Here is a 25,939-nt window from a genome sequence, read left to right on the forward strand (position 1 = left end):
ACATACATGCCCACTAAAGACACCGTTATGTTTTTGGACGAAATATTAGACTGATGAGAGCATCCGTTATCAAAATATTTAAGACCAATTGTTCTTTGATTATGTTGCAACACCTAGCCCACTATAATAGACAGCTAGACGTAATGTGAGAAGCATTGCTCTGTAGATATCCACGAACTACGTTCTTACATCCCTAAAGTCGCAAGAAGATTCATTTATAAAGCTTTAGTTTCAAGGACTTTTACCAGGTCTGAAAAAGCTACTTACCAGAGCCTAAATTCTTTTCAATAAACTCCGCGCAAGCGTTGGTCAGAGGTTCACCAATCGCAGTCTTATAGTTAAACCCTAAGAGTTGCATCGCTTTCAATGTATCGACAGAGATGAGCGAGCTTATGCTTTCCAACCCGTCGATATTGCTATCGGGAGAGAATTGCGATAAAAGATTCAGGGCATGAGCAATAGTATTGTGTAGATGTTTAATGTCATCATCCGAAATAGTGTAACGTTCTAATTCAGCTTGATATGCTTGAGCGATTGCGATTGCTTGAGATCTATCCTGAATTAGTTCATTTATTATTTCTTCATAAGAATTGCACATCTCGTCAATGTTTTTCTTCAATCGATTTGCCGTAAATAGTGCGCTAATGCCTGATGCAGCTTTCTTGGCAGACAAAACAGCTAAATCTTTTGCTAACGATGCAACAACAGCATCCATGTATTTGACCCTTTCACTTTTCGTGAATGTACTTAGATAAGGGATTAAGATAACCACAGCCATATGCATACCTAATCTAGAGATAGATATTCTTGACTGTATGGCGCGGGTTTACTTGCCTTTCTTTTCCCTGTTATCTATTGTCAATAGTTGTTTGATTGTTGTCCAGTATTCTGGCTTAAAGGCTCGTAAGTATGTCTGCGGAATGAGCTCTGTCTGTCAGACAGTGAGTTCGTATTCTTGTCTGTAGTTTAGCTGTTACTGGAACCGCTAAACTACTCAACTTTGACGGCAAAGTACTGCATGGAATACTAAGCCCAGTAGAGGCTCCATAGCTAAAATTAGTGAATAGTACTGCTGACATATGGGCATGAATGAGCCAGCATTAATTCTCTTCAAATCCTGCCGAGCGGAATTTCAAAACCTGTGTGTTCTCGTTAATAACTCTGACCTCTGATTCTGTAAACCCTTCAAGTTTCTGAGCTTGAATATCAAGGGTAATTTGGAGTTCTACTCCTGTTCCAGCGATGCGGCTTATCACCTCGTCCACGATTCTTCCAAATGAGCGGGAATAACGATCAGGATCTAATTCAACTGAACCGAAGAAACGTGTAGCGCGTAATGAATAACTTTCCTTTTCTGCACCGTTATCTCCATCTTTAAGATCGTCCGCATTCACGTCAAATCTAGTCGTCAGATCATTGCCGTCGATTACGGTGAAGTCATCTACCACATCTCCATTGTCTACCTCCACAATTCGATCTTTCTCAAGTTGCTCTCGAGCTTTTTGGAGGTGCACGAGCATGACGGTATCGCTAATTTGAATGTTGCATCCCGGGTTAGGAGGAATGACTAGCCCTTGATAGCGTTCAGTTTCTGAATTCTTCCCAACTGCGATTGCAAATAGTTCTTCTTCTAAGAGCACATTATTCAGGGCATCTTCAATCGCAGTTTCGAGTACCTTTCTGCACACTAGGCGTGGCATATAGATGTAGTTTGTAAAGTTGCTCCATAGCTGCCCAACTGTAATCTCTCCAGACTTCTCCCATAGTTCTCGAAGGTCGTTATTCAGTATAGATCCTAAAATAGCGGCACCTAGTACTGTAATAAGTTGCTCATCACGCTTGAGCTTTTCACTAACTCTTTCTGCCAAAGAGAACGATTCTGACCCAGAAACCTTTTCAACAGCTAACGTAAATGGTTGTGTTGGATCAAGTTGCTGCGGATAAATAACCCACATATAGACATCTGGAATTTTCGATGTGACTGCCTGATCAAATTTTCCAACAGAAGCCTCAGCTTGACGGCGTTGCTGTAACGATAGATTAAGACTATCGCCAGATTCCAAAACTTTTTTCCATCCAAGATAAGTTCTCACATTTGCTTCAAGAGTTTCTAATCTATTTTTATCTGGAGCAAGGAAGATGAGCGAGTTACGATGGATACGCTGGCTTGATCCTTTGCTTTCAACAGCATGTTGAACCCACGTTAGAGTTTCGGATTCTTTTCTATCGTGTTTTGCTTGGGAGATTCGCGGAGGTAAGATCACCATACGTGTCTCTTCCAAATCTGGAATATCTGCATCAGATACTGGCGCAACATGTACGCGGTCAAAACTACCACGCTTTTTCTGCTCACTTTGAAGCCGACGGGTGATCTCATTCCAAACTGTTTCAATATCCTCACGGAGCCGTTCGGCATAATCGTTTGCTGTTTTGGTAACAGATGGTTGGGTATCAAACCAGTAATGGCCTTGTTCTTCATAGAAGTATGTTGAACGTTGCCCAAGAAGCTCAACAGCGTTAGCAAAACTGTCTAGAGCATCTCCCGGTATTGCCGCTCCGAGCCAAACATATTGTTTATCTAAACCTTTGCGAGTACTTTTAGCGCGCGGTGCAGCTCCGAAAAATATTGTCCGTGCGATACGCCGGGTGACAATGCGCTTTCCGAGATCTGTCCGTCCGGCATCGATTTCTAACGCGGTAGCCCCTTTACCTTCGATATCAGAATCGATAATTGGCTTCCAGCGATCTTCTAGATATTGAGTTAAGTCCGTGTTAACGCTCGTTGTACCAAGGGGAACCGTACCTGGCATAATCAGTGGCGATGAATCATTGGCTGCCCACAATTCGTTAACTATTGAAGACACTAGTTTAAGAACCCCTCGAGTTCTTTGAAAGCGTTCTAGTGTTGACCAATCTTCGTAGAGCCTATCTAAAAGTTCTGGGTGTAGTGGATAAGAAGCCCGGATACGCTTTTCATAGTCGTCACTCATCGAAGTTGCTTCGCGTGGGAAATGCGCAGACTCTTTCCGATACATCTCTACATAGCTTCGTGCAACTGCGCCGATTGTTGTTATCCCTTGAGCATCCGGATCTTGGAATAATCTACGACGCACAATTTCAAAGGATTCATCTTTACTTGAAGGCCGCCACTGATCTGCCACTCGACGGATAACATTTTGGAGTCTGTCAAGGGCAAGCTGACCATTCCTGCCTCCAATTTCGATATCGCTTCCAGATCCGGTTCCTGTAGCGTCCGACGCCGGAATAGAAACTACGAGCATAACGCCCGGCACAGATCTGGCTATCTCAGTCAAAGATTGCGCAAAAGTGAATTGAGTTTCAAAGGATCCTGCCGGTAATTCTTTATCGGTAACGAGTTGGCGTGCATAAGCAACCCACTCGTCAATAAGGATAAGCGCGGGTGAAAAACGTGTAAGTAGCGTACGCAAGGCTTCACCAGGATTCGTCCCGGCCCGGTCGTCTTCGGCAATGACATCGTATGCCTCACGCCCGCCTAGTTGCCATGCTAATTCACCCCACAGGGTATGAACTTCAGTCCCGTCTTCCTTGATAATAGGCGACCCAGGTTTGAGATAGGTGCCGACAAGAGCTACCCTGCGCACATTTAGGGAAGAAAGATCGGGATTATTATTTGTCGCAATAAGCTCTTGGACTTCCTCCGGGAATTCCTGCGTAGCAGTTCCGCCAAAGAGATGATAGAGGGCAAGCATGGAGTGGGTTTTGCCGCCACCGAAGTTCGTCTGCAAGTTGACGACTGGACTCGCACTAGTTTCTCCGTTCAATCGGCGGAGTGCACGGGAGAGAAGATCGCGTAGCCCTTCTGTGAGGTAAGTACGGTTGAAGAATTCAACCGGGTCACGATACTCTGGACTCGAAATTTGCCCACTATGCACAAGATGAAGATCAGCCGCAAATTCTGCTGCAGTAAAATCACCCCTGGCAACATCCTCGTGTGGTTGCACTATTTCACGCCAAGACGGAAGATGTGAGCCTATCCGAATTGTCTCTTGATTCTTACGTACTTTTTGGCGTTTCTGCTCTTCGAATACCGAACGTTGCAGATCTCTATGGATCTTTTGTACATCATCAGCCGAATCAGGAGAATCGACGGCTCGAAGTAGACGCTCTATTGTGTCAAGTGCCCGCAAGGTATCGTCTGATGAGAATCTTTCGATATGAGCCCACGAGTTCCGAGTTTCACGCAATTCTGCAGCAAATCCTTGTTGGGCACGAGACAAAATATCTTTGAACTCGTAACCTTTTTCAGTGATTGCGCGTAACTGCACGTACACATCTTCTTTAGTCAAGATACGTGGTGAAGAATTATGTCTATGGGCATCTTCTTCCGCCATTTTCATAGGCCAGTCCGAAGTCTCATAGTATTGCGTCATGACAGTATCAACCACATCAATAAGACCTTCGGATAGCAGATCGAATGCTTTACCCACTCGCTCTCGGTTGTTGCTCGCCATTTTCATCCCTCATATTCCTCAAGTACATAACATCTTCGTTTAAGTACTAATCATCCTTTTAAAAACTGTAGCTTAATGCTTCAGCTCTTGTCTTCACCCAAATCTAAAGCTCCTTGATATTCCGTTTCCGCAACTAGAACATAGCTACTAACTTGCGTGTTTATATCACTCCATGCACTAACTAATCCATTAAACAGGAGCGCATCCTTCGTATCGTTTTTCTTCTCAGCTTCATGAAAGAGGAGAAATCCTAGTTCTTTAACTGCATCGGTGTTAATGCGCTGCTGCACATAAGCGAGTAGTTCAGCAACTTTATCAAGACCGTTCTTTTCCATAATGGCAGCTAGCCGAACTGTAGCTTCCCAAACACTGACTCGTTGATCCATAAGAATGTTCCATTCGCCGTCTAACTGAGATGGAGAAAGCAGCCGGGCTTTTCCTCCTTTCGCTTCGAAGATTCCACCACGTTCGAGAGCTCCAATTGAGGTATCTGATGAGCGCGCAAGTTGATCAGCAATACCTGAGTCTCCTTGTTTCCACCCGTACTGGCGATACCATTTCACCGCAAAGCGAGTATCTGGATCAAAGTCAGTTTCCTGTTCACCAAGAACATCGTCCAAGGTCGAATTAATGAGCATAAGTGCGTCTTTAACACTCATATCTCGCCCATCCGCCTCCCGCACTCGCGCATAGCGTGAGAATACTGAGATACCTGGCCCTATCGCTGCTTGAGCAAGATCGACTGGCGCAATTGTTCCCTGCATAAGAGTACGCAAAGCTTCTGGCAGTTCAGATTTCAATGCCGCAATAAACGTACGTCGTGTGATGGTTGCTGCATTCTCTGGCCGCGGGCGACAGGCAAGCACAATTGAAGAAGCCAGTGCATTAGTTCCTTGCGATAACATTCGGTTGGATAATTCACTACGCATTGGCCACGTAGCCGTAATTTCCCATCCTGCCTCAATGAGACCACTTAATAAGGTGTACCACCCGGTGGAAGTAGATCCATCAGCTTTTCCATCTTGCTGCTTATAAGCGTAGTAGACTGTCATCGGCACATCTGTAATAGCCCCTTGACGTGCCCGCTCAAAAACTGCATTAAAACCGCTGACGAAGAACTGTGCCGCGCCTTCTTTCCCATTATGTCGATAGGGATTTGCAACAAGTTCATCCGTTTTAGGCGTAAGCATCGTTCCAACAATACTCGGATGGATATCCGCTAAAGATCGCCGTAACCAGACGTAGAAAAAGTCAGACAAATCTGCATAGCCAATATTGTCGTAGTAAGGCGGGTCAGTAGAAATCACCAGGTTGGAGTAATTACGACTTGTGGCACTAATCTGTTCTGCTCTACCTTGCGAAACAGCCGGTGTATGCGCGAGAGCTTTCGCCACCCATTCGATCTGCCCTAAGAAATTTCCTGAGGAGGATGAGAAGGGATTAACTTCTGCATAGTCCCACACCATGGGAATAGCTTGCCGAGCGAAAACGTTTCGCACACTCTCTCTACTCGAATCCCAACTGCATAAGCTTGAAGATCGATCTGCTAGCCGGCTAACTCCAAGCGCTAGATATGTTGTGACCGCATCCGCATATGCCTGTGCTCCATGTCCGCCATTTTCTAAGCGATCGCCTTCCGGCAAGCCGGCCGCGAGCGCATCGGCGAGTACTCGTTCTCGTGCTTCACCCACCAAATCGCTTAAAGTCGTCATCGCGACTAACTGTCGATTAGTGAATAAGTCTCCCCATCGAGTCATTCCGTATCGGTAAACATTTATTCGTCCTGGCCAATCAAATATCTCTGAATCTGGGACAATGTCTGGAGATTTTATCTGAGGTATTTTAGAATGAAAATCCGTTGGCGTTATATAAATCCGTCCACGACTAGTATCAGCTACTACAGCCACGAGCTTCGCCCCTAAACGGCCACTTCTCGCTTCTGATCGAATGTAATCAAACCCAATTGGCGTACCATCACTCACAGATACTGCACCTTGCCGATTAACTGTCCCATCTTCATCGCCCGTTGGACCATTCGCGTCATGCACAACCTCATAGCGCATCTGGCCGTTCTCTACGCTGGCTCGAATCCAGGCTTCTTTCCCTTTCTTTTTGCTCAACCACCACGAATTTACCAAGGGAACCTCAATAGGATTTGCCGGGTTTGGATTTATCACTGTGCGCGCCCATTTCCAGGCAATCACTGTGTGCAGTTCGCCATCAGGACCGCTTACTTGAGGATAGAGATGCCCGATTCGCCGATATGCCTCATCACGCATCCATTGTCCGTAATAGAGCACATCTTCCGAGAGTCCTTCAGCTCGTAAATATATCGGCTGATCCAAACTACCGGGATGGATAGGTGCTTTTCCAGAGAATTTTGAAGGTATCTCTATCAAAGATTTATTCAGCAATACCGCGAGCGGATTGAGATCGCTCGCATAAGACTCAAGGCCAAAGCGTTGAGCTTCCAATGGAATAGAGCCTCCACCAGCAAAAGGATCGAGAACTGAAGGTAATTTCCCACCATTACTTTTACGAATTTCTTCCTGCGCTTGAGCGAAGAGAGCTTCATCGTTGCTGTTTTCCCAGATCACTAAACGCTCTATTAGCTTATGTAAGCGGGCTCGTTCAGCATCTTGTTCCTCAACCGTGGGGAACTCTTCGGGACGTGCGACAGGATCATCAACAAGTTGGGCAAACAAGACTGCACGCGCAGTTGCTAACGGCTTTCTAGACCAATAAAGATGAAGTGTTGAGGGATTTCCGTGTCGTATCGATTTTTCACGTTTCGAAGCGGCATTAATAGCTTCCAAAGGTAGCGAAGTTTCGATTAACTTCTTTTTATGCGTACTCACTAGACCACTTTCACCTAATATCAATAAATGCTGTAGCAGTATTGCCTTCAGCGAGGATCATTCCCTCGCTCCCAATAATCACACCACAATTCATTATAGGAACGAGTTGTTACTGATGGCACGAGATGAGAAAAAGCGTCACACACGTAACGTACTCTATCGCTATCTGGACAACTAGTTGACACTTCAACAAGCGCAAGACGATGTCGGCCTTCTTGTGTTTGCGCAAATGTGATCTCATTCGTCGTAATCGTAAATGTGTCCGAACCTTCAATTCTGCCTTTCACTTCAATATAATAAACATATCCCTGCGCATCCACTGACCGAATATCGTAGCCGGGATTGTTACGTGGCATTTCCATTGGTTCGCGCCCCAAAGCCCGCTCAACCGCCAATACCGCCTCCACAGCTCTACGCTCCACTTCGGCTGTGTTATTCGCAAACAATTGAGATTCTGCTTTTCCGGTGCAAACTAACTTACTCGGAAGAACTAAAACCGTGCTCCGTGTCACTGTCGGTAATGCAACAAGTTCTGTGGCCTTAGCTAATTGAATTTTTCTCTCCGCCAGCCGCTTTTCCAGATTATGAACCTTGGCAAGCGCCGCGTCAGCCCGTATACGTCCGATATTTCCTTCGCGTTCTCGAGCTTCGAGTTCATTACGTTTACTATCCCAATGATTAATTTCAGCAAGTAACCGCTCTTCTACCTGCCGAGAAACTCTCTGCGTTTCAACTTCTAGACGTGCTTTGAGTTCTTCCATTCTAGGTTTGAGACCTTCATAATACGCACGAGCGCGAATCTCTTTTTCGTGATTTTCACTTACCCATTTACTGGTAATAATTTCTGCAATCATGCTGTTCTCAGCGTCTTCTGGTCGATCATAATCAAGATAAGGAGGAGCTTCTAACATCGCCACATGCCCATCTTGACTTAACAATGCATAATTAAAATGACGTGACACAACATCAGCGGGTACGAAATTATTCGCAATACGCTGTTCCAAACTATACATCAGCATTGGTAAATCGCCTTGTTCTGCACTGCGATCAATAAGTACTGTGCCTTGCTTTAACGACTCCCCAAGATCCTCAATAGTCGCTTCTATAACTGAGTGTAACAATGGGTGTCCCGGCGCTATCATAGACGCATCTAAAAGACCATCTACCCGCATTCGTGACCGATCAAATGTTACACGTTCATAATGTTCTGGTATTGGCGCCCATCTATCTAACCGCCGTGCAATTCTGCTCAGCCGTTGCGGGATAAACATTATTTCATACCTGCCAGACTCTCGTTGAGATATCCTCCCTCCCAGACGTTGAAAAGCTGGTAGGAAAAACGCCGCAATGTATCCGGGTTGTAGTCGACGCTCACGTGCCTTTTCCATCTGCGCACGAACAGATTCGAGATCAAAATCAGCAAACATTTCCTGATGGAGCGCACGTTCAGCACGTAGTTCATCTAGTCCCTGAGACACCCCTTCATCAATAATATGGTGAAGCTTCGCTTTAACCTGCGGCTGATCTCCGTAACGAATCGCTTCAATTAACAAATCTCGCAGTGACTTTTCTTGGAACGCATCGCCTTCGCCGAGAACATTAAACAAGCTTCCGTTATAAGCAATCGACATTTGTTTAATTTTATCTAAAAGGCGAGCAAAAACATCACCCTCACGCGTATCGCGCGCAACCATATTCCATAAATGGCATACCTCACGCTGCCCAATGCGATGAATACGCCCGAAACGTTGCTCGATCCTGTTCGGATTCCATGGTAGATCGTAATTTACCATTAAATGTGCACGTTGCAGATTTAGACCTTCACCTGCAGCATCTGTTGCCAAAAGAACAACAGCATGACGATTATGGGTAAAACGCTCTTGTGCTAATTTACGTTCTTCACGGCGAGTACCACCATGGATAGTAATCACCGAATCCTCGCGGCCAAACTGCGCAGCTATCTTTGAATGTAAATAATCTAGAGTGTCTCGATGTTCGGTGAAGATAATGATTTTTCGAGTTTCACCAGAAATCTTACGCTCCAAAAGTTTCTCATCGAGAATGGCCCGCAGTCTCACCCACTTTTTATCATCATCTTTATAACGTACTCGACGCGCTAATAGAATTAGATTTTCTAGAGTAGCAATTTCAGCACGCAATTCTGGAATAGTTCTAGCAGCCGTTGCTAGATCAACAACTTGTTCTATTTGCTCTTCAAATGCGGCTCGTTCTTCTTCCGTCGTCTCTTCATCGAATGTTTCGAAATCTTCTACTGAAAAGTCCTGAAGTGATGCATCAACAAAATCGAAATTGCGAGAATCCTCTTGTTCCGTTCCTGTATTTTCCAATTCTTCTCCGGCGCTATATGTAAAGTTACGCATCTCAGTAAGCTTTGCCGAAAGCCGTTGTTGACGCCGTTCTAACGACCGTAAAATGGCTGCCGGACTTGAAGCTAAACGCCGTTGCAATACTGTTAAAGCAAAGCCCACGTTATTACTGCGTTTCTTATCACCACCTTGTGCGATTTGATCAGCCCGCCCCATTTCAGTACGAACATAGTCAGTAACCTGTTCATATAAGTCACGCTCATCCGCACTTAGCTCATATTCAACCGTGTATGCTTTACGCTCCGGAAAAAGCGGTTTACCCTCGAACGTCAAGAGGTCTTCCTTGACCATCCTACGCATTATTCCACTCGTGTCAGTGCGGTGAACTCCTTCCCGATACTTACCTTCAAAACGATCACGATCCAGCAAAGACATAAATAGCTGGAAGTCTTCTTCTTTACCTGCATGTGGAGTCGCAGTCATTAATAAGTAATTATGAGCGGTTTCGGAAAGTAGGCGCCCCAAAGCGAAACGTTTTGTCTCCTTGACTTCGCCTTCCCAAGATGAATAATGCGCCGACATACGATGCGCCTCATCAACAATCGCGACATCCCACTCAACATCACGAAGTTGTTCCATGATATCTTCATTCCGGGAAAGCTGATCCATGCGCGCTATCAGGAATGGATGTTCAGCAAAAACATTGTGTCCCACGGAGTCGTCAATCATCTGCCGACTGAAAACTTCGAACCGTAAATCAAATTTCTGTGCGAGCTCTTCGCGCCACTGTTCAACTAAAGCGCCCGGCGCAACAATAATCGCACGATCACAATCTGAACGTAGAATGAGTTCTTTCAGATATAAGCCTGCCATGATAGTCTTGCCAGCGCCTGGATCGTCAGCCAATAAGAACCGCAACGGAATACGTGGAATTAGTTCCTCATATACTGCACGAATCTGGTGTGGTAAGGGTTCCACATCGGAGCTGCTGACGGCAGCCATTGGATCGTACGTCGCAGCATATTTGATTCTCAGTGCTTCTGCAGCTAGTCGAAATTCATCCGGATCTGCATTAAAATCAGGAGCGTCTTCAGCGCCCCTCACATGAGAAAAGTTCTGCACATCTGCCGCAGTAAGGGACCGCTCTCCGGTGCGTCCATCATCATAGCGATACGTTACTTCTACCAAGTCATCATCTATCCGGTCAACACGTATAAGAGTGACATTTTCTCCGGGGACAAGACCATGAATACGTTGATTTACCTGCAACGCTGCCAACATCAGTTCAGACTCCACCACGGGCTCCCTTCTTTCGCATCTTATATCACTGAATCCATACTCGTACAAGGACTGCGAACTAACAGCATTACCACTTCAGGTCCTTTTCGATTAACGCATCTACCATTGGTCGGGCAATATCGTCTCCAACCACATTCTTTACCATTTTAGTTAATTCTTGGAGTTCCCAATCGATGACTACGCCAGTCTTAGTTGTGCTTCTTATTCTTTTCGATAAGAATTCCACTAACTGCTCTCCATAGCTATTAAGAGCTTGGTTCGGAATATTTAGAAAGCTACTCATCTCAGAAAAACCAATGTTACGCACGCCGAAAAGCGCAATCGCTTTCGGAATAAACCTTCCAACGAACGGAACAGCATCTGCCCAGCAAGAAAGTTCGGCTAGTGAAGCATTCCGAGGCATACCGGCAAGCCTGCGCCGGACATGTTCACCGAGCCACTGTTGCCAGATCTCTACACCATCGACATCTTCTCTCGCGAGGAAATGGATTACTGCTTGTGCAAATTGATTTGCATATTGCCCATTGGAAGCGAAAATTGTTCTATCAAGCAGCCCTCTACGTTCATCATCCGTAATACCCGCGTAGGATACAACCGCGACAACGAGCTCTAAAAATGTATTTCGGATCATTTCTTCAGGTAATTCCCCAAGACGATCCAACTCAGTAACCATAGTATCAAATAGACCAGCTTCCAGAAGACTATCGTTCCATCTTGCATTATGCAAAAACGGATACCACGCATACGCATGTCGCTCGGCATCATCAAAAAGCGGTAACACATGATCGGTTGTAAAACCTTTATCCGCACCATACAGGAAGTACAATTGCTGAGCGATTGCCGGCTGGGTAGCATCCAACGCATCAGAACTGGCATTTAAAAATGCAACAAGCGCATCCAACTCTTCATCGTTAAGGCCAAACCAAGAATCTCGCTCGCTACGCCAACGACGATCAACTTCGCTGATCCAATACTGCGCCAAAAATCCTGGCCATGAATTCAAATATAGCGGTGCGAAAGTCAAGGCGCTTACACTATCTTTGTACGAATAGGTGAATTCGGTGCTGTGTTCATCCCACAACGCTCGAGCTAACTTTCGCATTACGGCTAGCGTCGCTGATTCCGTCGCGTCAATCCATTGTAGAATCTGTTGGCGAAGGAAATATCCGATCATATGTGCATAATCTTTATCGACTACGAGTGAGTTTAAATGCTCAATCGCATCATCCACACTATTGCCAAGATCAGACTCGCTCCATCCTTCAATAATCGCGTTATAGAGCTCTTTTTGCGGTTCGGCAATATCCGTACGCTCACCTAACTTATCCCACAAAGTTATTGCAAGATCTGGGCGTTGCTGAGCAAGCTTTTTAACAAGTAATATTGCATCTTCCCACCTGGGACTATTTAAGCTAAATGGGGAATAATCATACGCAACAAGATTTTCTACTGCATTTTGAGCGTTTTCCTCAACTTTACCTATAAACTCATCAATACTAAAAGGTAATTTTTCAGTACGAACTCCACTCTCCATCCACATGTCCAAGTCAGGATGCTCACGGACAGCAAAATTTGAATTCGCCACCTGAATAGCGTCAAATTCAGCAATCACTTCAGACCACTTAGGATCACTTTGTTTTAACCACGCAAGTAAATTGTACTTTGCATATGCTGCTTTTCGATCATAATCATCACGCTCTTCTGGATAATCCGGCCCAAGTAAAACAGCCTCGAGAACCTTCTGCTTTTGTACTAACGAGGCTGACGGAACTGATTCTCGAAGTAACTGATATATCTCATGTTTAAAAGCAGATACATATAGCCCAGTTCGATCGAGTAGCCAAGTAATCTTCTGATCCGAGTTGCGTTCTTGATCAATCGTTATCAGATGTAAGGCTAGCCGACGCATAAGAGGATATTCAAAATTCCACCAACGGTCAGGTAGGTTCTGCCATTGAAGTAGCGTCTTAACCCCATAGTCTCGAAGTCCATCAATGATTGCATCGACTGGTTTTCGCCGGCTATCTTGAGGATGCGGTTCAATCGCTGATCGGTGAAAACTTAGTGGATCAAACAATCTATCCCCATAGTAAACAGCGAGTAGTTCGTATGCTTCTAAAAGTGCTCCCTCTAGGAGTCCACCAAGCGCCTTATCTCCCGGAGCAGCTACACTGACTGCCAACTTCACTTGCTCAGTTAGTTCAGATTCTTCCAAAAGCCAAGATACGCTTGCATTGGGTAATTTTATTTCCTGCTCTGCAATATCGTTGCCAGTTAATTGTTCACTGATAAAGTCTACTTCCAATTTCAGGAAAGGCCGAAGAATTGTTCTCAGTAAGGGCAACACACACACCTCGGAGTTGGAAGCATCTGCATATAAGAAATCTAATGAATCTCGCTGTATCGACTGCCCATAAATTGAGGTAGCTAAAAGTGTTTTCCATAATTTGCTTGAAGCGTTATCTTCCTCTTGTAATCGATATGCCCCAATACACATCTCTCGATATAAAATTGAACTCATCTTTTGTCCAAAACGTTGAACAGTCTGTAATGCGAAGCCGTTTAAAGTCGGCGATTCAATAAAAATATCAACAAACCATTGAGCTAGATAATACGATTCATTCGTACTAGCATTCGAGGAAAATAGAGCTTTAAACTCGGGGATTTCTTCAACCCATCTCAGCCACTCAACTTTCTGCGAATCTAACAATGATCTAGTTGCTTCGTGAAAATCCTTAGTACCCGTTTCAGTTTGGAGCTGTTTACGAATATAATCTCGATCATCTGGTGACATTTCTATTCCACCAACAACGATTTCTCTAACTCGAGCACGATGTTCAGCTCTACCGAGTCTGACGCGATCAGCCCATGTTTTCAGTGCCCTAACTAGTACTGAATGATCCTTATCAATAACTGGATACACAATCGGCTCAACGCCTAAATAATTCCACTTTTCATCCAAAAGATTACGCGCATTTTCGCCGGAAGGACGACTTGTAAAAATATATCTCTTTGAGGTATTGCCAGTGTTTCCCTTGCTATCTGACGGTAGCCCCCGCGCTAGATATTGCATAATAGTATCGTCATGACTATAGCCAATAAAAACGACCGTAAATCGATTAAACATCGAGGTAAGAAAACGAGTGGCCCATGCATCAGTAAGATATGCATGTCCGAAATCTTGATCAGTTAAAACCATTTCTTCTTTTCGGCGCTTCACCGATCCATGCAGATGCACTAGACCCGTAAAATCATGTCCCAAGGGAAGCGCCGGAGAATACCACATATCAGGAATCGTAATTCCTTGACTACGTGCCGCTTCAGAGAGATGATTATCGTAATTTGTTGTTACTACACGAAACTTTTCCCCACTATTAGCTAAATCAACTATTGTAGCATGAAGTGAATTGGGTCTCGACGTCGAATCCGAAATTATTTCGCGCGTGTGTTGATGCGCATCAAAATCTTGAGATTCCAGTTTCCCAATAAAATAATCTAGGGGCTCATCTTCTTTAGGCTCAGAATGCGATGCACGTTGCGCAAGTTGCATGGCAAGTTGCTGAAACGTAGGAAGCCTCGAAGGGCTATCGAGTGATGCACCAGCGCCAACAAAGAAAACCAATTCACCTTTTGCATGCGCATCTAAAATTGCATCGGGTAGTTCAACCTCACCGGTTATCCACACTCAGATACCCTTTCTGTGTTTATGCATACGGCAGGACATGTTCGCGCATCTCAGCTTCATGAATCGAACTAGTTTTGCTTCCTATCAAATCGAATACCCTTAGTTTCTTTCAGCTCTGACGACGCCGACACTGCAATTTCTTCTAGCGTAGCAGACATGCCGACACCTGTAGAAAGTTTCCGCATCGAAGTGCTCTGAGTTCTATTCCTGGGTACTTTCGTTGGTTTCTATAATTTCTTGGGCAGGGTTGTTTTTCCAAAATTCTGACCAAACTGCAGCGAGTGTGCGCTAACCCAGACATTGGTGAAGCCGGGTTTCATTCCAACAGTTCACCCACTCGAACGTCACGATTTCCAAGCCAACAACCTTGCTCCACGTACGAGTATGGATTAACTCATTTTGTAAGAACCATTGACGTTCTCAGCTAAAGCATTGCCATAGGACTCATTCACCGTCCCGATAGAAGATTGCGCTCTCATGCTCGGACAGAGGATCGTTGTCGACAATGCTCACATACTACGAGCCGTGGTTGGAATGATGAATCAGACCCGTTGTTTGCTTTGCACACACAATTGCCTGATTAAGCGCCTGCAGTGCCTCAGCACGCATCGAATCGGACGACACCTAACCGACTATCCTCCGGGAGAACACATCGACAACGAAAACGGCGTAGACAAACCCTTTCTTGGTTCACATAAAAGTAATGTCTACCACCTACACCTCAGCCCGGCCCGGGCACTTTTAATTCACGATTAACTAGGTCAGGTCTCAGATCCGAATCCTTCGGCTTGCGAGTAGCCAACGGCATCCTGCGCCTTGCCGCTCAGGCCAGCTAAGCCGATCAAGCGAGCAGTCTCACTCACGTCCAATACCCCTACCTTCTGGGCGCAGGACATGCCGCTTTCTTCACCCGTAGACATCATTAGTTTTTATTCTGGACCACACCGATACGTTCAAGAAGAGCGATGTCACGAAGGCGTCGCGAACTCAGCCCGCGGGCCTTGGATTGCCGATAACGACGTGAGTTAATGAAACCACCAATACGATAAGCTTTCAACGTGGTGCAAATGAATTCGACTGAGAAGCGATCACGATATCCGTCTATAAACGTGATCATTTCGAACACCCACGAGTCGAGTTCCGAGGCGAAAAAGCCGACGCAGCTTATCTGAACTTGTTCGTGTCACGAAGCTCTTGAACTTCCCGGTGCAGCCGAGCCTTTTTACCCGATCAGGTTTTATCTCGATACACACGACCTGGCCCATCTTATGGGCTTCTTTCACCCACTGCCGAGCAATGTGCGGAACAATGGAAACAGGAAAACACGGTCAACACTTAAGCCGAGTGTCCCTAAAAACTAAGCCACTCCAAGGGCCCTTAACTTCCTGATCACATTTCATACGGCTTTCCAAAATTCCCGTCCATTCAAACGGAAGAAACCCCGGGGTGCTACGAGCGGGAATCAAAAAACAACACTCAATTCATCTGGACCTAAAAACTTAGAACACTCCAGCACGGAAAGCCGAATGGTAGAATATTGCACATAAAGAATGTTATTCACATAAAAGCGGCTAGTTGAAGTCTTTAACATATGAGCCTCACGGAGACAAAACAATGAAAATTAAGATTGATTTCTTCTCGAAAAATATAGTAGAAGCTATCGGAGCAGGCATTTATCAAGTAAGTGTACTCAAACCTAATGGCAAACTCGGAGTATTATATATCGGTGAATCTGTTTTTACATTAGTGCGTTGCGCCACCCATTTGTATGGGCTAAAAAAGAACCCAGCCTATTTTGGTTTCACGGCTGACACGATAGAAGATAGTCAGATAACGTTAAAATTTGAGTTACTGGAAAAAATAAGCGACGAGGCTAAACGAAAGGCTCGCGAAAAGGAAATTATTAAAGCGACAGACAACATTATATGCCAAAGTCAGGTAAGCGATCGAATGAAGAGCATTGACGAAAAGGTCGAAGCTCTTACAAATTTTCTGAATAGCTAATATAAGGAGCTAACTGGCCTAGTAAAATCAGTTAGCTCCTTATATGAATAATGATCTTTCACTACGTCATAGTAGTGGAAGTCAGGCGCAGAATCGGTTCCAGAATCTGATCGGAAAACGATTTACTAACAGCTCTACTCCCACTCAATCGTGGCCGGCGGCTTCGAGGTGCAGTCGAGCATCACGCGGTTAACATCAGCAACCTCGTTGGTGATGCGGTTGGAGATCTTGGCCAGCACGTCGTATGGCACGCGGGTCCAGTCCGCCGTCATCGCATCTTCGGATGATACTGGGCGCAGCACGATCGGGTGACCGTAGGTACGGCCGTCACCCTGCACGCCAACGGAACGAACGTCAGCTAGCAATACAACTGGGCACTGCCAAATCTCCCGATCCATACCAGCAGCGCTGAGCTCTTCACGCACAATCGCGTCCGCTGCCCGCAGAGTCTCCAAACGCTCAAACGTCACATCGCCAACGATACGAATACCAAGGCCCGGGCCCGGGAACGGCTGACGCCACACAAGCTTCTCGGACAAGCCGAGCTCCAAACCAATCGCGCGCACCTCGTCCTTAAACAAGTCACGCAACGGCTCTACCAACGAAAACTCGATATCTTCTGGCAGACCGCCAACATTGTGGTGGGACTTAATATTCGCAGTACCGTCTCCACCGCCAGACTCAACAACGTCTGGATACAAGGTTCCTTGAACCAAAAACGCGAACTCCACGCCTTCCGGTGCTTCTTCCATCAACTTGATCTGCGCAGCCTCAAAAGACCGAATGAATTCGCGACCAATAATCTTGCGCTTTTCTTCTGGATCACGCACACCCGCGAGCGCGTTCAAGAACCGCTCCGACTCATCCACAGCCACGATCTTCATGCCGCGAGCTTCGGCGTAATCTTCAATAACCTGCTCGGCTTCGCCCTTGCGCAGCAAGCCGTGGTCGACGAACACACAGGTGAGCTGATCGCCGATTGCGCGGTGCACGAGCGCTGCCGCAACCGAAGAATCCACGCCGCCAGAGAGCGCACAAATCGCATGCTTATCGCCAACCTGGGCGCGAATCTTTTCGATCTGATCTTCAATAATCGAACCCGAATCCCAGTTTGGCTCCAAGCCAGCGCCGTCACGCAAGAACCGCACGAGCATGTCTTGTCCGTGCTCAGAATGCTTGACTTCTGGATGCCACTGCACGCCGAACATCTTCGCCTCGCGGTTTTCAAACGCAGCAACTGGTGCGCCCGGCGTCGTTGCGGTCACAACGAAACCTTCCGGTGCTTGCGTCACGGCATCTCCGTGGCTCATCCACACGTTTTCGGTTGCGTTTTCGCCAAGGATAACACCCTTTTCGACGACGTCGGCCTGGGTTGCGCCGTATTCGCGCAAGCCGGTTTTATCAACTTTTCCGCCCAATGCTTGTGCCATCTGCTGGAAGCCGTAGCAGATGCCGAACACTGGGATACCGGCGTCAAGAATGGCCGGATCAAGACTCGGCGAACCTGGCTCGTAGACGCTCGATGGTCCACCAGAAAGCACGATAGCTGCAGGCTGTTTGGCAAGCAGATCGGCGGTAGGCATTGAGTGCGGGACGAGCTGGGAGAAGTATCCGGCTTCTCGCACGCGACGAGCGATAAGTTGAGCGTATTGGGCGCCGTTGTCGACGACGATCACTGGGCGAAGATCAGTTGTATTCATACCCTCTAGACTAGCGAATAAGCACCCGGAATTGCTATCTTCTCCCGCATATCGAGCCTGTGATATCTCTCTTGGTGATACACCACGTGCCTCCAGATTAATTATGCAAAGCTCCAGCAAGACTAGCGATTTTCCGATTAGCTTTCCGTAACGTGATATATATACTGACAATAGCTTGGAAATACGAAGGAGTATACTCATGTCTCACGCTTTTAATGCTCAACGGTTCGGCCAGTATCTCGTCCGAGCAGGTCTTGCCTTCCTGATCGCTTACCTTTTATTTTCAATACTGGGACCGTATCTCGCTTGGTGGGGCGTCGAGGCAGATAAATCCGGAATGTTTATCGGCGCGATAATGCAGTACCTCGGCACCCAATTTCAGGCATTCACCAATCCCGTCATTGGAATCCTGCTCTTGACGATTGGTCTCGGAGTGAAATACTCGATCCACGAAGCAAATGAGTAAACGGACAGAACATTGTTTACCGTCAGTGGCAGTTGTTCGGCAATTCCGAACAACTTAAAGCTCATCAAACAATCGCCTTCGCCAACCGCGCCGAACTAGCAAACACGCGCTCGGCCCCATCCACTGGATCAACGAAGCTCAGTTCCCGGGCGTGAAGCTGCAGTGGATATGCCCGCGCGGCTTCCTCTTCTTTGGTAAACAGCCGCGGATACAGCGGATCGCCTAAAATCGGCGCACCCACATGCTCAAGCGTCACCCGCAACTGATGAGTTTTGCCGGTGTGCGGAATAAGCTCCCACTGGGCCAGCCCGTCAGCGCGCGCCACGATTCGCATATGCGTCACTGAGTTCGGTTCACCGTCGACGACGTCGGTAGCCAGCGGCCGATACCCGCGCTCGAGGCGCAGTTCCACGGTTTCCCAGGTATCGAACCCGGGAATATCGCGGGTGATCGCACAATACGTCTTCCCTACAACCCGGCGTTCAAACAAGGTCTGGTAGGGTTTGCGCCACTGCGGCTTGCGAGTGAGCAACACCAACCCTGCCGTTTCCGCATCCAACCGGTGAGCACATACCAGATCGTCGTCGTTAAACTGCCGGCGCGCCGCCACCGTAACCGTGTGCGCCACATGGGAACCGCGCGGAATTGTTGCCATACCGTGAGGTTTATCCACCACAATGAACCGCTCTTCGTCAGCAACCACACTCAACTCAATCGGTGAATCTGGCTCGTCTGGAACGGGACGAAAAATCCATACCCGCATCCCCGAAACATAAGGTTCGGCGCGAGATATCTCACGTCCCCCGTCGGCCAAAACGTCCCCCGCATCAAGCAACACCAGCCCAAGGTCACCGAAGCGCGTCACTATCCATTCGCCGATAGTTCGCCACGAACCGGGCTCTAAGGTGACCGGCGTAGCGTTGATTCCGCCCCGCAAAGCTGGGCGCACTGCCGCCCGATGGCGGGCACGTCGAACAGAACGAGGGGTACGCAACTATGGTCTCCTTTACCCGAAAGTCCTAAAACCGTGACAAAATAAAGACGTTACACCAAAGACGTTGAAAGGACCCGACGTGACGCACAGTCTGTACTTCACCGCAGCCGAAGGAAATGTTGGAACTCAAGCAATTGTTCGTACGCTCGTTGCTGAGCTACAAAAAACATACTCGTCAGTAGGAGTATTCCGTGCTTTTACTAACGGCCCGGTCGAACAAGACATTCAGTTCCAAGAAGCCTTGAGCCTTCTTGGCCGCGAGGATGACCTTCAGCTTGCCTGGGGTGCTACCCGCCAAGCATACGTGGATGACGAAGAAGCCGCAATGACCGACGTCGTCAAGCGCTACACCGATTACGCACAACAGTTCGACGCTGTCCTTATTCTTGGTTTGCTCGACGGCGATCCGCTCAACCCGGGTGTGCTTGCCCGCATTGGTCGCGCAGCAGCAAACTTGTCCACCACCATTATGTTCGCCGTTTCGGGCGCGCTGCGTTCGGCTGATCAGCTTGCCACAATCGTCTCGCTATCTGCCAACGAATTCACCCACGAGCATGCCCCAATTTCGGGCATCGTTGTCACCAACGCTGATTCGGAAATCGTAGCTGAAGCTGGTATCGACAACGCGATCGTTTTTGCCGACGGCGAAGCAATCGAACTATCCGAAGCTAGCCGTAACGCTTTGATCGCTGCGATGGAGCAGGGTTCCGACGTCGTGACTCCACTATCCTTCCAGTCGTGGCTCATTTCGCGCGCCCGCGCCGACCGCAAGCGGATCGTGCTCCCCGAAGCTACCGACCCACGTATTTTGCGGGCAGCTGACGAACTTTTGGCTCGCGAGGTCGCTGACATTATTTTGATTGGCGACGCCGATCAGATCCACGCCCACGCCGCCGAACTCGGCGTTGACGTGTCCAAGGCACGCATTGTTTCGGTTGACGATCCAGAACTCAACGAAAAGTACGCCCAAGAGTTTGCTCGCCTGCGCGCCAAGAAGGGCGTCACTATCGAGCAGGCTCGCGAGAAGGTCAAGGATCTGTCCTACTTCGGCACCATGATGGTTCACATGAACGACGCCGATGGCATGGTTTCCGGCGCAATCCACACCACCGCACACACCATCGTTCCATCTTTCCAAATCATTAAGACCAAGCCAGGCGCTACCCTCGTTTCTTCCTGCTTCCTCATGTTGATGGAAGACCGCGTCTACGTTTACGGCGATTGCGCAGTCAACACCAACCCATCTCCGCAAGAGCTCGCCGGCATCGCCGTTTCCTCTGCGGAAACCGCGCGCGCTTTCGGCGTCGATCCGCGCGTTGCCATGCTTTCCTACTCCACCGGAACTTCCGGCAAGGGACCAGATGTGGACGCCGTCGTTGAAGCAACCGCTATTGCCCGCGAGATGGCTCCGGAGCTCGCTCTCGAAGGCCCAATCCAGTACGACGCCGCTGTTGATGCGCACGTGGCTCAAACCAAGCTGCCGGATTCGCCAGTGGCTGGTAAGGCAAACGTGTTCGTCTTCCCATCGCTGAACGCCGGCAACATCGGATACAAGGCAGTCCAGCGTTCGGCCGGCGCAGTTGCCGTGGGCCCAGTTTTGCAGGGTCTGAATAAGCCGGTCAACGATTTGTCCCGCGGCGCACTCGTCGAAGACATCGTCAACACTGTTGCTATCACCGCAATCCAAGCTCAGAACTGACGCGCACACCGCCGTCGGTATTCATCAAACTCCGTCATAGAAAGTAAGAAACGAACAATGACAGTTCTTGTTATCAACTCTGGTTCCTCGTCCATCAAGTATCAGCTCGTCAACCCAGAAACCGGCGAATCGATCGCTTCTGGCCTTGTTGAGCGTATTGGCGAACCAGAAGGTCACATCGAGCACAACTACAACGGCACCACCACCGATATCAACGAGCCCGTGCCAGACCACGGCGTTGGCTTGCGCGAAGTCATCCGGTTGTTCAACGAAGTTGGCCCGAACCTTGACGAAGCCGGAATCAAGGCAGTTGGCCACCGCGTCGTTCAAGGCGGAAAGCATTTCGATAAGGCTGCCGTTATTGACGACCGTGTTGAAGGTTTGATCGAAGAGCTCATCCCACTCGGACCGCTCCACAACCCAGCCCACTTGAAGGGCATCAAGGTTGCCCGCGAACTATTCGACGTGCCAAACGTTGCCGTTTTCGACACCGCTTTCTTCCAGCATCTGCCAGCCGAGGCCGCCACCTACGCTATCGACCGCGAGGTTGCCGATAAGTACCAGATTCGCCGTTATGGCGCACACGGCACCTCCCACCAGTTCATCTCCCGTAAAGTGACGGAGATCCTGGGCCGCGACGATCTCAAGCAGATCGTTTTGCACCTGGGTAACGGTGCCTCGGTGTCAGCTGTTGTTAACGGCGAAGCTGTGGACACCTCGATGGGTCTGACCCCACTCGAAGGTCTCGTCATGGGTACTCGTACTGGTGACATTGACCCAGCTGCCGTGTTCCATCTTGCTCGTCAGGCTGGTATGAGCATTGACGAGCTCGACACCCTGTTCAACAAGCAGTCTGGCCTGAAGGGCTTGACTGGTTCGAACGATATGCGCTCGGTTTGGGAGATGGCTCATGCGGGCAACGAGAACGCAATCGAAGCACTCGAAGTCTACATCCACCGGTTACTGAAGTACGTTGGCTCCTACACTGCAGTAATGGGCGGCTTGGACGTGCTCACCTTCACCGCTGGCGTGGGCGAAAATTCGTGGGAGACCCGCAAGATGCTCCTCGATCGTCTCGCTCCATTCGGCGTCAAGTACGATGCCGATAAGAACATGGTTCGTTCGAAGGAACCACGCGAGATTTCGACTTCAGATTCGGCAGTTACCGTGCTTGTTGTTCCAACCAACGAAGAGCTCTCGATTGCTCAGCAAGCTATGGAAGTGATCTGAAAATGGCAGTAGATCTTGTCTCTGACGTTACTCCAGAGCTAGAAGCAGCTTTCGGCCGGCTGATCGGTCAGCTTTCGCGTTCCGCTAAGCCAATGAACGGCGAACAAATCGAGGGCTTTTTGGCTCAAGATTGCGTTGATTTGCTGGTTTTCCGGGACGACGACGGTTCGGCTAGTTCGGCTGGCGAAGCACCGATTCTCGGTATGCTGACGCTTGTCACATTCGAGATTCCCACCGGGTGGCGCGCCTGGGTGGAAGACGTGGTTGTTGATGAGGCAGCCCGCGGCAAGGGCGTTGGCGCATCACTGGTTGCTGCCGCTATTGAGTTGGCGAAGAAACGAGGTGCGAAGACGGTTGATCTGACCTCTCGCCCATCGCGCGAGGCAGCTAACCGGTTGTATCAACGAGCCGGTTTTGAGCTGCGCGAAACCAACGTGTACCGAGTGACGAACTAACTCTTTGGTTAATGCTAGTGGGGCCCGCGGATTTCATCCGCGGGCCCACTATTTCCTATCTCGTCACAACACGATATTGATTCCAACCAACTAGTTGACTGGTAGACAAAACGCGACAGAACACGCTTCCTAGAATTAAACAATATGTGACCTATTACAAACATCATTCTTATATTTTTGTCGCGCACGTAACGATTCTTTTCTATTCTAAGAAAGTGAATTATCAGCCAAGCAGGATACAGATAGCTTTTCAGGATCCCTGCTTTGATAGCGATACAGGAACAAATATGACAATGAAACGTTCTCAACGTGCTTTCGCTTTCATTATCGCGTTCGCACTTACTATTTTCACCTTCAATGGCGGGCTATTTGCTAGCCGTCCTGCACTAGCAGCCGAAGAGCAATCACCCCATACTGCCGTTCGGGTTAATTTTGATTTCAATTCTGTGCAATCCATGGACAAGTTCAAGGACAATGTCTGGGTGTACCAGTGGGACAAAAATGGTGGCTCCGTTGGGCACAAAATCCCAGCCGATCCCGGATTTGTTCTTATTAAGCCACTGAATGGTGAGTCGACGGTCAATTTTATTGTTGCTATCGGCACTTATGATGATAAAGGAATCCACCCTTGGTATCGCTGGGGCGCAAATCAGATTGATGCCAATCAGGCACAAACCGGCGATTTCAAGGGCGTTAAGCCCGGCCGCGCTATCGACGTTACCTACGATAATCTCGTCAAGAATGCGGTCTTACCACAGGTGCCAACAGATGCAGATACCTACACTCCTTCATACCCAGAAGCGATAACCGTAGCCCAAGGTGGAGCGAGCAGTTCTCAACCACTGACATTCTCCTCATATGCCGGCAATTTTTCAGCCGACAATGTTGGTGCTCAGCCAGGTATCGAACAAGCTGACCAACGGTTGCACGCCACGATCTCCCCCGATGGCACTGTTTCTGTTCGGCCCGATTCAGATCTAGAAGTTGACACCTACACAGTAACCGTTGGCGTCGTTTATCCTCAAGATAATAGTAAAGATACAGTGACTATCAACGTAAACGTGACTGAGCGACCGATCACTAAGCTTGAATACGAATCCGGAGCAGTCTCCGTTCCTCAGGGCTCCTCACAGACGATGCCCCTGACCACTCCGCTTAATACCCTCCCGGCAGGCACAACATTTGCCCTCGATCAGGAGTACCACAGTGCAATCAGTGTTGATCCACAGACTGGTGCACTGACTATTGCCCCTGCTAGTGACGCTCAACTGGGCGAATATCCTGTTACTGTTATCGGCACTTCTCAAGGCCAGAAAGTGGCTGAAGGCCAGCTAACTATTGCGATCACCGAGAAAAAGACCAATGGGCTCGACTCAAAGTTGTGGAGTCTATCGTATGAGAGCTTGACTGTCCAGCAGCTCAAGGCAGCCAATGTTAAACTCACCGCTACCCTGTTCGGCAAGGAACGCGCCCTACCACAAGGCGTCACCTTCGCTGAAGGCGATAACATGCACAAGTGGGTAACAGTAAATCCAAAGACAGGCGAAGTAACAGCCACCCCGGATGAATTCGTAGCAGCACAAGACTACACATTCAACGTAGCCGTTACCCATCCCGACAAAACAGTTACTCAAGTCCCCGTAAAGATCACCGTTACTAAGGCACCAGCCACCGATCTCGATACAACCGTATGGGAGTTCTCTTACAACAAACTCAATGTTGCTCAAAAAGAGAATCAGAGCGTTGAGATAGCCGCTTCCTTGTTCGGTAAGGAAAGTTCACTACCTCACGGCATCACCTTTGCCAAGGGCGAGAAGATGCCAAGCTGGATTACAGTGGACTCTGAGACTGGTACTGTCACTGCTACCCCAGACGAATACGTGGCTGCACAAGACTACGAATTCTCAGTTATTGTTACCCACTTAAATGACAAAGTAACAACCGTGCCAGTCAAGGTCACAGTTACCCAGGCAGAGAACACTCCAGACCTGAAGTCTCAACTATGGAAACTCTCGTATGCTGACCTCACAGTCCAGCAACTGAAGACGGCTAGCGTTGACCTCAGTGCAACCTTGTTCGGCCAGGAACGCGCCCTACCAAGCGCAGTCACCTTCGCTAAAGGTGCAGACATGCCAAGCTGGATCACAGTTCACGAAAAGACCGGTACCGTAACAGCAAACCCATCTGAATACGTCGAGCTTAAAGACTATGTTTTCCATGTAGTGGTTACTCATCTCGATGGAGCAACCGAAAAGGTCGCAGTGAAGATTAAGGTAACCGAAGCCGATCCAGAAACAACCTACCCGTTAACCCCGCTCAAGCCTGGAAAGCACACAATCCCAGCCCTCGAGCTCACCCCAGCGCAACCAAAGGCTAAGCCACAAGCACCAAAGCCAGTAGAAAAACCTGGCCTAGCAAAAACTGGTATCAACCTCACTGGTCTAGCTGGATTAGCACTCATTTCAACACTCACTGGCGCCGCAATCACACGCCGTCGCAAAGCTTAACAACCAACATGCTTGTGGGGTCTCAGTTACTGAACTGATCCCCATTTGCTGGACAGCTTAAAGAGTTTCCTGTCCGTTAGGCTACAAGGGCCTGATTCCAACACTGGTTCGGAATCAGGCCCTTGAGTCGTTCGTGAAAGCTGTTGTGCCACGTGATGCATGGAATGAGCTGATGAAAATTCCTACGTACACTGGCAGTGGAAAGACCATGAAGTTTTTGGA

Annotated in this window: 16 protein-coding genes; 6 read left to right on the plus strand and 10 right to left on the minus strand. The window is 48.2% G+C overall.

The window, feature by feature from the left end; translation table 11 throughout:
• Positions 1-259: 259 nt before the first annotated feature.
• The 8 genes from JTE88_RS06645 to JTE88_RS06680 all read right to left on the minus strand — a co-directional run bounded on the left by JTE88_RS06645 (position 260) and on the right by JTE88_RS06680 (position 15,779).
• On the minus strand, positions 260-715 hold the full coding sequence (locus JTE88_RS06645) for a hypothetical protein (RefSeq protein WP_204423779.1): 456 nt from the start codon (positions 713-715) through the stop codon (positions 260-262).
• Between the two features lie 385 nt (positions 716-1,100).
• Positions 1,101-4,493 carry a DUF499 domain-containing protein gene (locus JTE88_RS06650; protein WP_204423781.1) on the minus strand — a complete coding sequence of 1,131 codons (3,393 nt, stop codon included), beginning with the start codon at positions 4,491-4,493 and terminating at the stop codon, positions 1,101-1,103.
• Between the two features lie 80 nt (positions 4,494-4,573).
• Positions 4,574-7,351 (minus strand): DUF1156 domain-containing protein, encoded by a 2,778-nt coding sequence (locus JTE88_RS06655; RefSeq protein WP_204423782.1) that lies wholly within the window; start codon positions 7,349-7,351, stop codon positions 4,574-4,576.
• Between the two features lie 47 nt (positions 7,352-7,398).
• Positions 7,399-10,974: a helicase-related protein gene (locus JTE88_RS06660; RefSeq protein WP_239519503.1), complete on the minus strand. Its 3,576-nt coding sequence runs from the start codon at positions 10,972-10,974 to the stop codon at positions 7,399-7,401.
• A gap of 70 nt (positions 10,975-11,044) precedes the next feature.
• Positions 11,045-14,662 (minus strand): SIR2 family protein, encoded by a 3,618-nt coding sequence (locus JTE88_RS06665; protein ID WP_204423783.1) that lies wholly within the window; start codon positions 14,660-14,662, stop codon positions 11,045-11,047.
• A gap of 288 nt (positions 14,663-14,950) precedes the next feature.
• Positions 14,951-15,019: a hypothetical protein gene (locus JTE88_RS09335; RefSeq protein ID WP_476693081.1), complete on the minus strand. Its 69-nt coding sequence runs from the start codon at positions 15,017-15,019 to the stop codon at positions 14,951-14,953.
• Positions 15,020-15,423: 404 nt separating this feature from the next.
• Positions 15,424-15,585: a hypothetical protein gene (locus JTE88_RS06675; RefSeq protein WP_204423785.1), complete on the minus strand. Its 162-nt coding sequence runs from the start codon at positions 15,583-15,585 to the stop codon at positions 15,424-15,426.
• Positions 15,585-15,779, minus strand: coding sequence for a hypothetical protein (locus JTE88_RS06680; protein WP_204423787.1), 195 nt, complete (start codon positions 15,777-15,779; stop codon positions 15,585-15,587). The genes JTE88_RS06675 and JTE88_RS06680 overlap by 1 nt, the downstream gene beginning before the upstream one ends.
• A 497-nt stretch (positions 15,780-16,276) precedes the next feature.
• On the opposite strand from JTE88_RS06680, the gene JTE88_RS06685 reads away from it, so the two are divergent.
• Positions 16,277-16,666, plus strand: coding sequence for a GIY-YIG nuclease family protein (locus tag JTE88_RS06685; protein WP_204423789.1), 390 nt, complete (start codon positions 16,277-16,279; stop codon positions 16,664-16,666).
• Positions 16,667-16,800: 134 nt separating this feature from the next.
• Here the strand turns inward: JTE88_RS06685 and guaA are convergent, their stop codons facing one another.
• Positions 16,801-18,366 (minus strand): glutamine-hydrolyzing GMP synthase, encoded by a 1,566-nt coding sequence (gene guaA, locus JTE88_RS06690; RefSeq protein ID WP_204423790.1) that lies wholly within the window; start codon positions 18,364-18,366, stop codon positions 16,801-16,803.
• A gap of 199 nt (positions 18,367-18,565) precedes the next feature.
• Between guaA and JTE88_RS06695 the strand changes: the two genes are divergently transcribed.
• The gene (locus JTE88_RS06695) at positions 18,566-18,832 is read left to right on the plus strand and encodes a hypothetical protein (RefSeq protein ID WP_204423792.1); all 267 of its coding nucleotides are present in this window, start codon (positions 18,566-18,568) and stop codon (positions 18,830-18,832) included.
• A gap of 64 nt (positions 18,833-18,896) precedes the next feature.
• On the opposite strand, the gene JTE88_RS06700 is transcribed toward JTE88_RS06695, so the two are convergent.
• Positions 18,897-19,826, minus strand: coding sequence for a pseudouridine synthase (locus JTE88_RS06700; protein WP_204423794.1), 930 nt, complete (start codon positions 19,824-19,826; stop codon positions 18,897-18,899).
• Between the two features lie 79 nt (positions 19,827-19,905).
• Between JTE88_RS06700 and pta the strand changes: the two genes are divergently transcribed.
• The 4 genes from pta to JTE88_RS06720 all read left to right on the plus strand — a co-directional run bounded on the left by pta (position 19,906) and on the right by JTE88_RS06720 (position 25,717).
• Positions 19,906-21,525 carry a phosphate acetyltransferase gene (gene pta, locus JTE88_RS06705; protein WP_204423796.1) on the plus strand — a complete coding sequence of 540 codons (1,620 nt, stop codon included), beginning with the start codon at positions 19,906-19,908 and terminating at the stop codon, positions 21,523-21,525.
• A gap of 57 nt (positions 21,526-21,582) precedes the next feature.
• On the plus strand, positions 21,583-22,755 hold the full coding sequence (locus JTE88_RS06710; RefSeq protein WP_204423798.1) for an acetate/propionate family kinase: 1,173 nt from the start codon (positions 21,583-21,585) through the stop codon (positions 22,753-22,755).
• A gap of 2 nt (positions 22,756-22,757) precedes the next feature.
• Positions 22,758-23,210 carry a GNAT family N-acetyltransferase gene (locus JTE88_RS06715; protein WP_204423800.1) on the plus strand — a complete coding sequence of 151 codons (453 nt, stop codon included), beginning with the start codon at positions 22,758-22,760 and terminating at the stop codon, positions 23,208-23,210.
• Between the two features lie 287 nt (positions 23,211-23,497).
• Positions 23,498-25,717, plus strand: coding sequence for a Rib/alpha-like domain-containing protein (locus JTE88_RS06720; RefSeq protein WP_204423801.1), 2,220 nt, complete (start codon positions 23,498-23,500; stop codon positions 25,715-25,717).
• Positions 25,718-25,939 lie beyond the last annotated feature (222 nt).

Source organism: Arcanobacterium phocisimile (genome assembly GCF_016904675.1).
GTDB classification, from domain to species: domain Bacteria; phylum Actinomycetota; class Actinomycetes; order Actinomycetales; family Actinomycetaceae; genus Arcanobacterium; species Arcanobacterium phocisimile.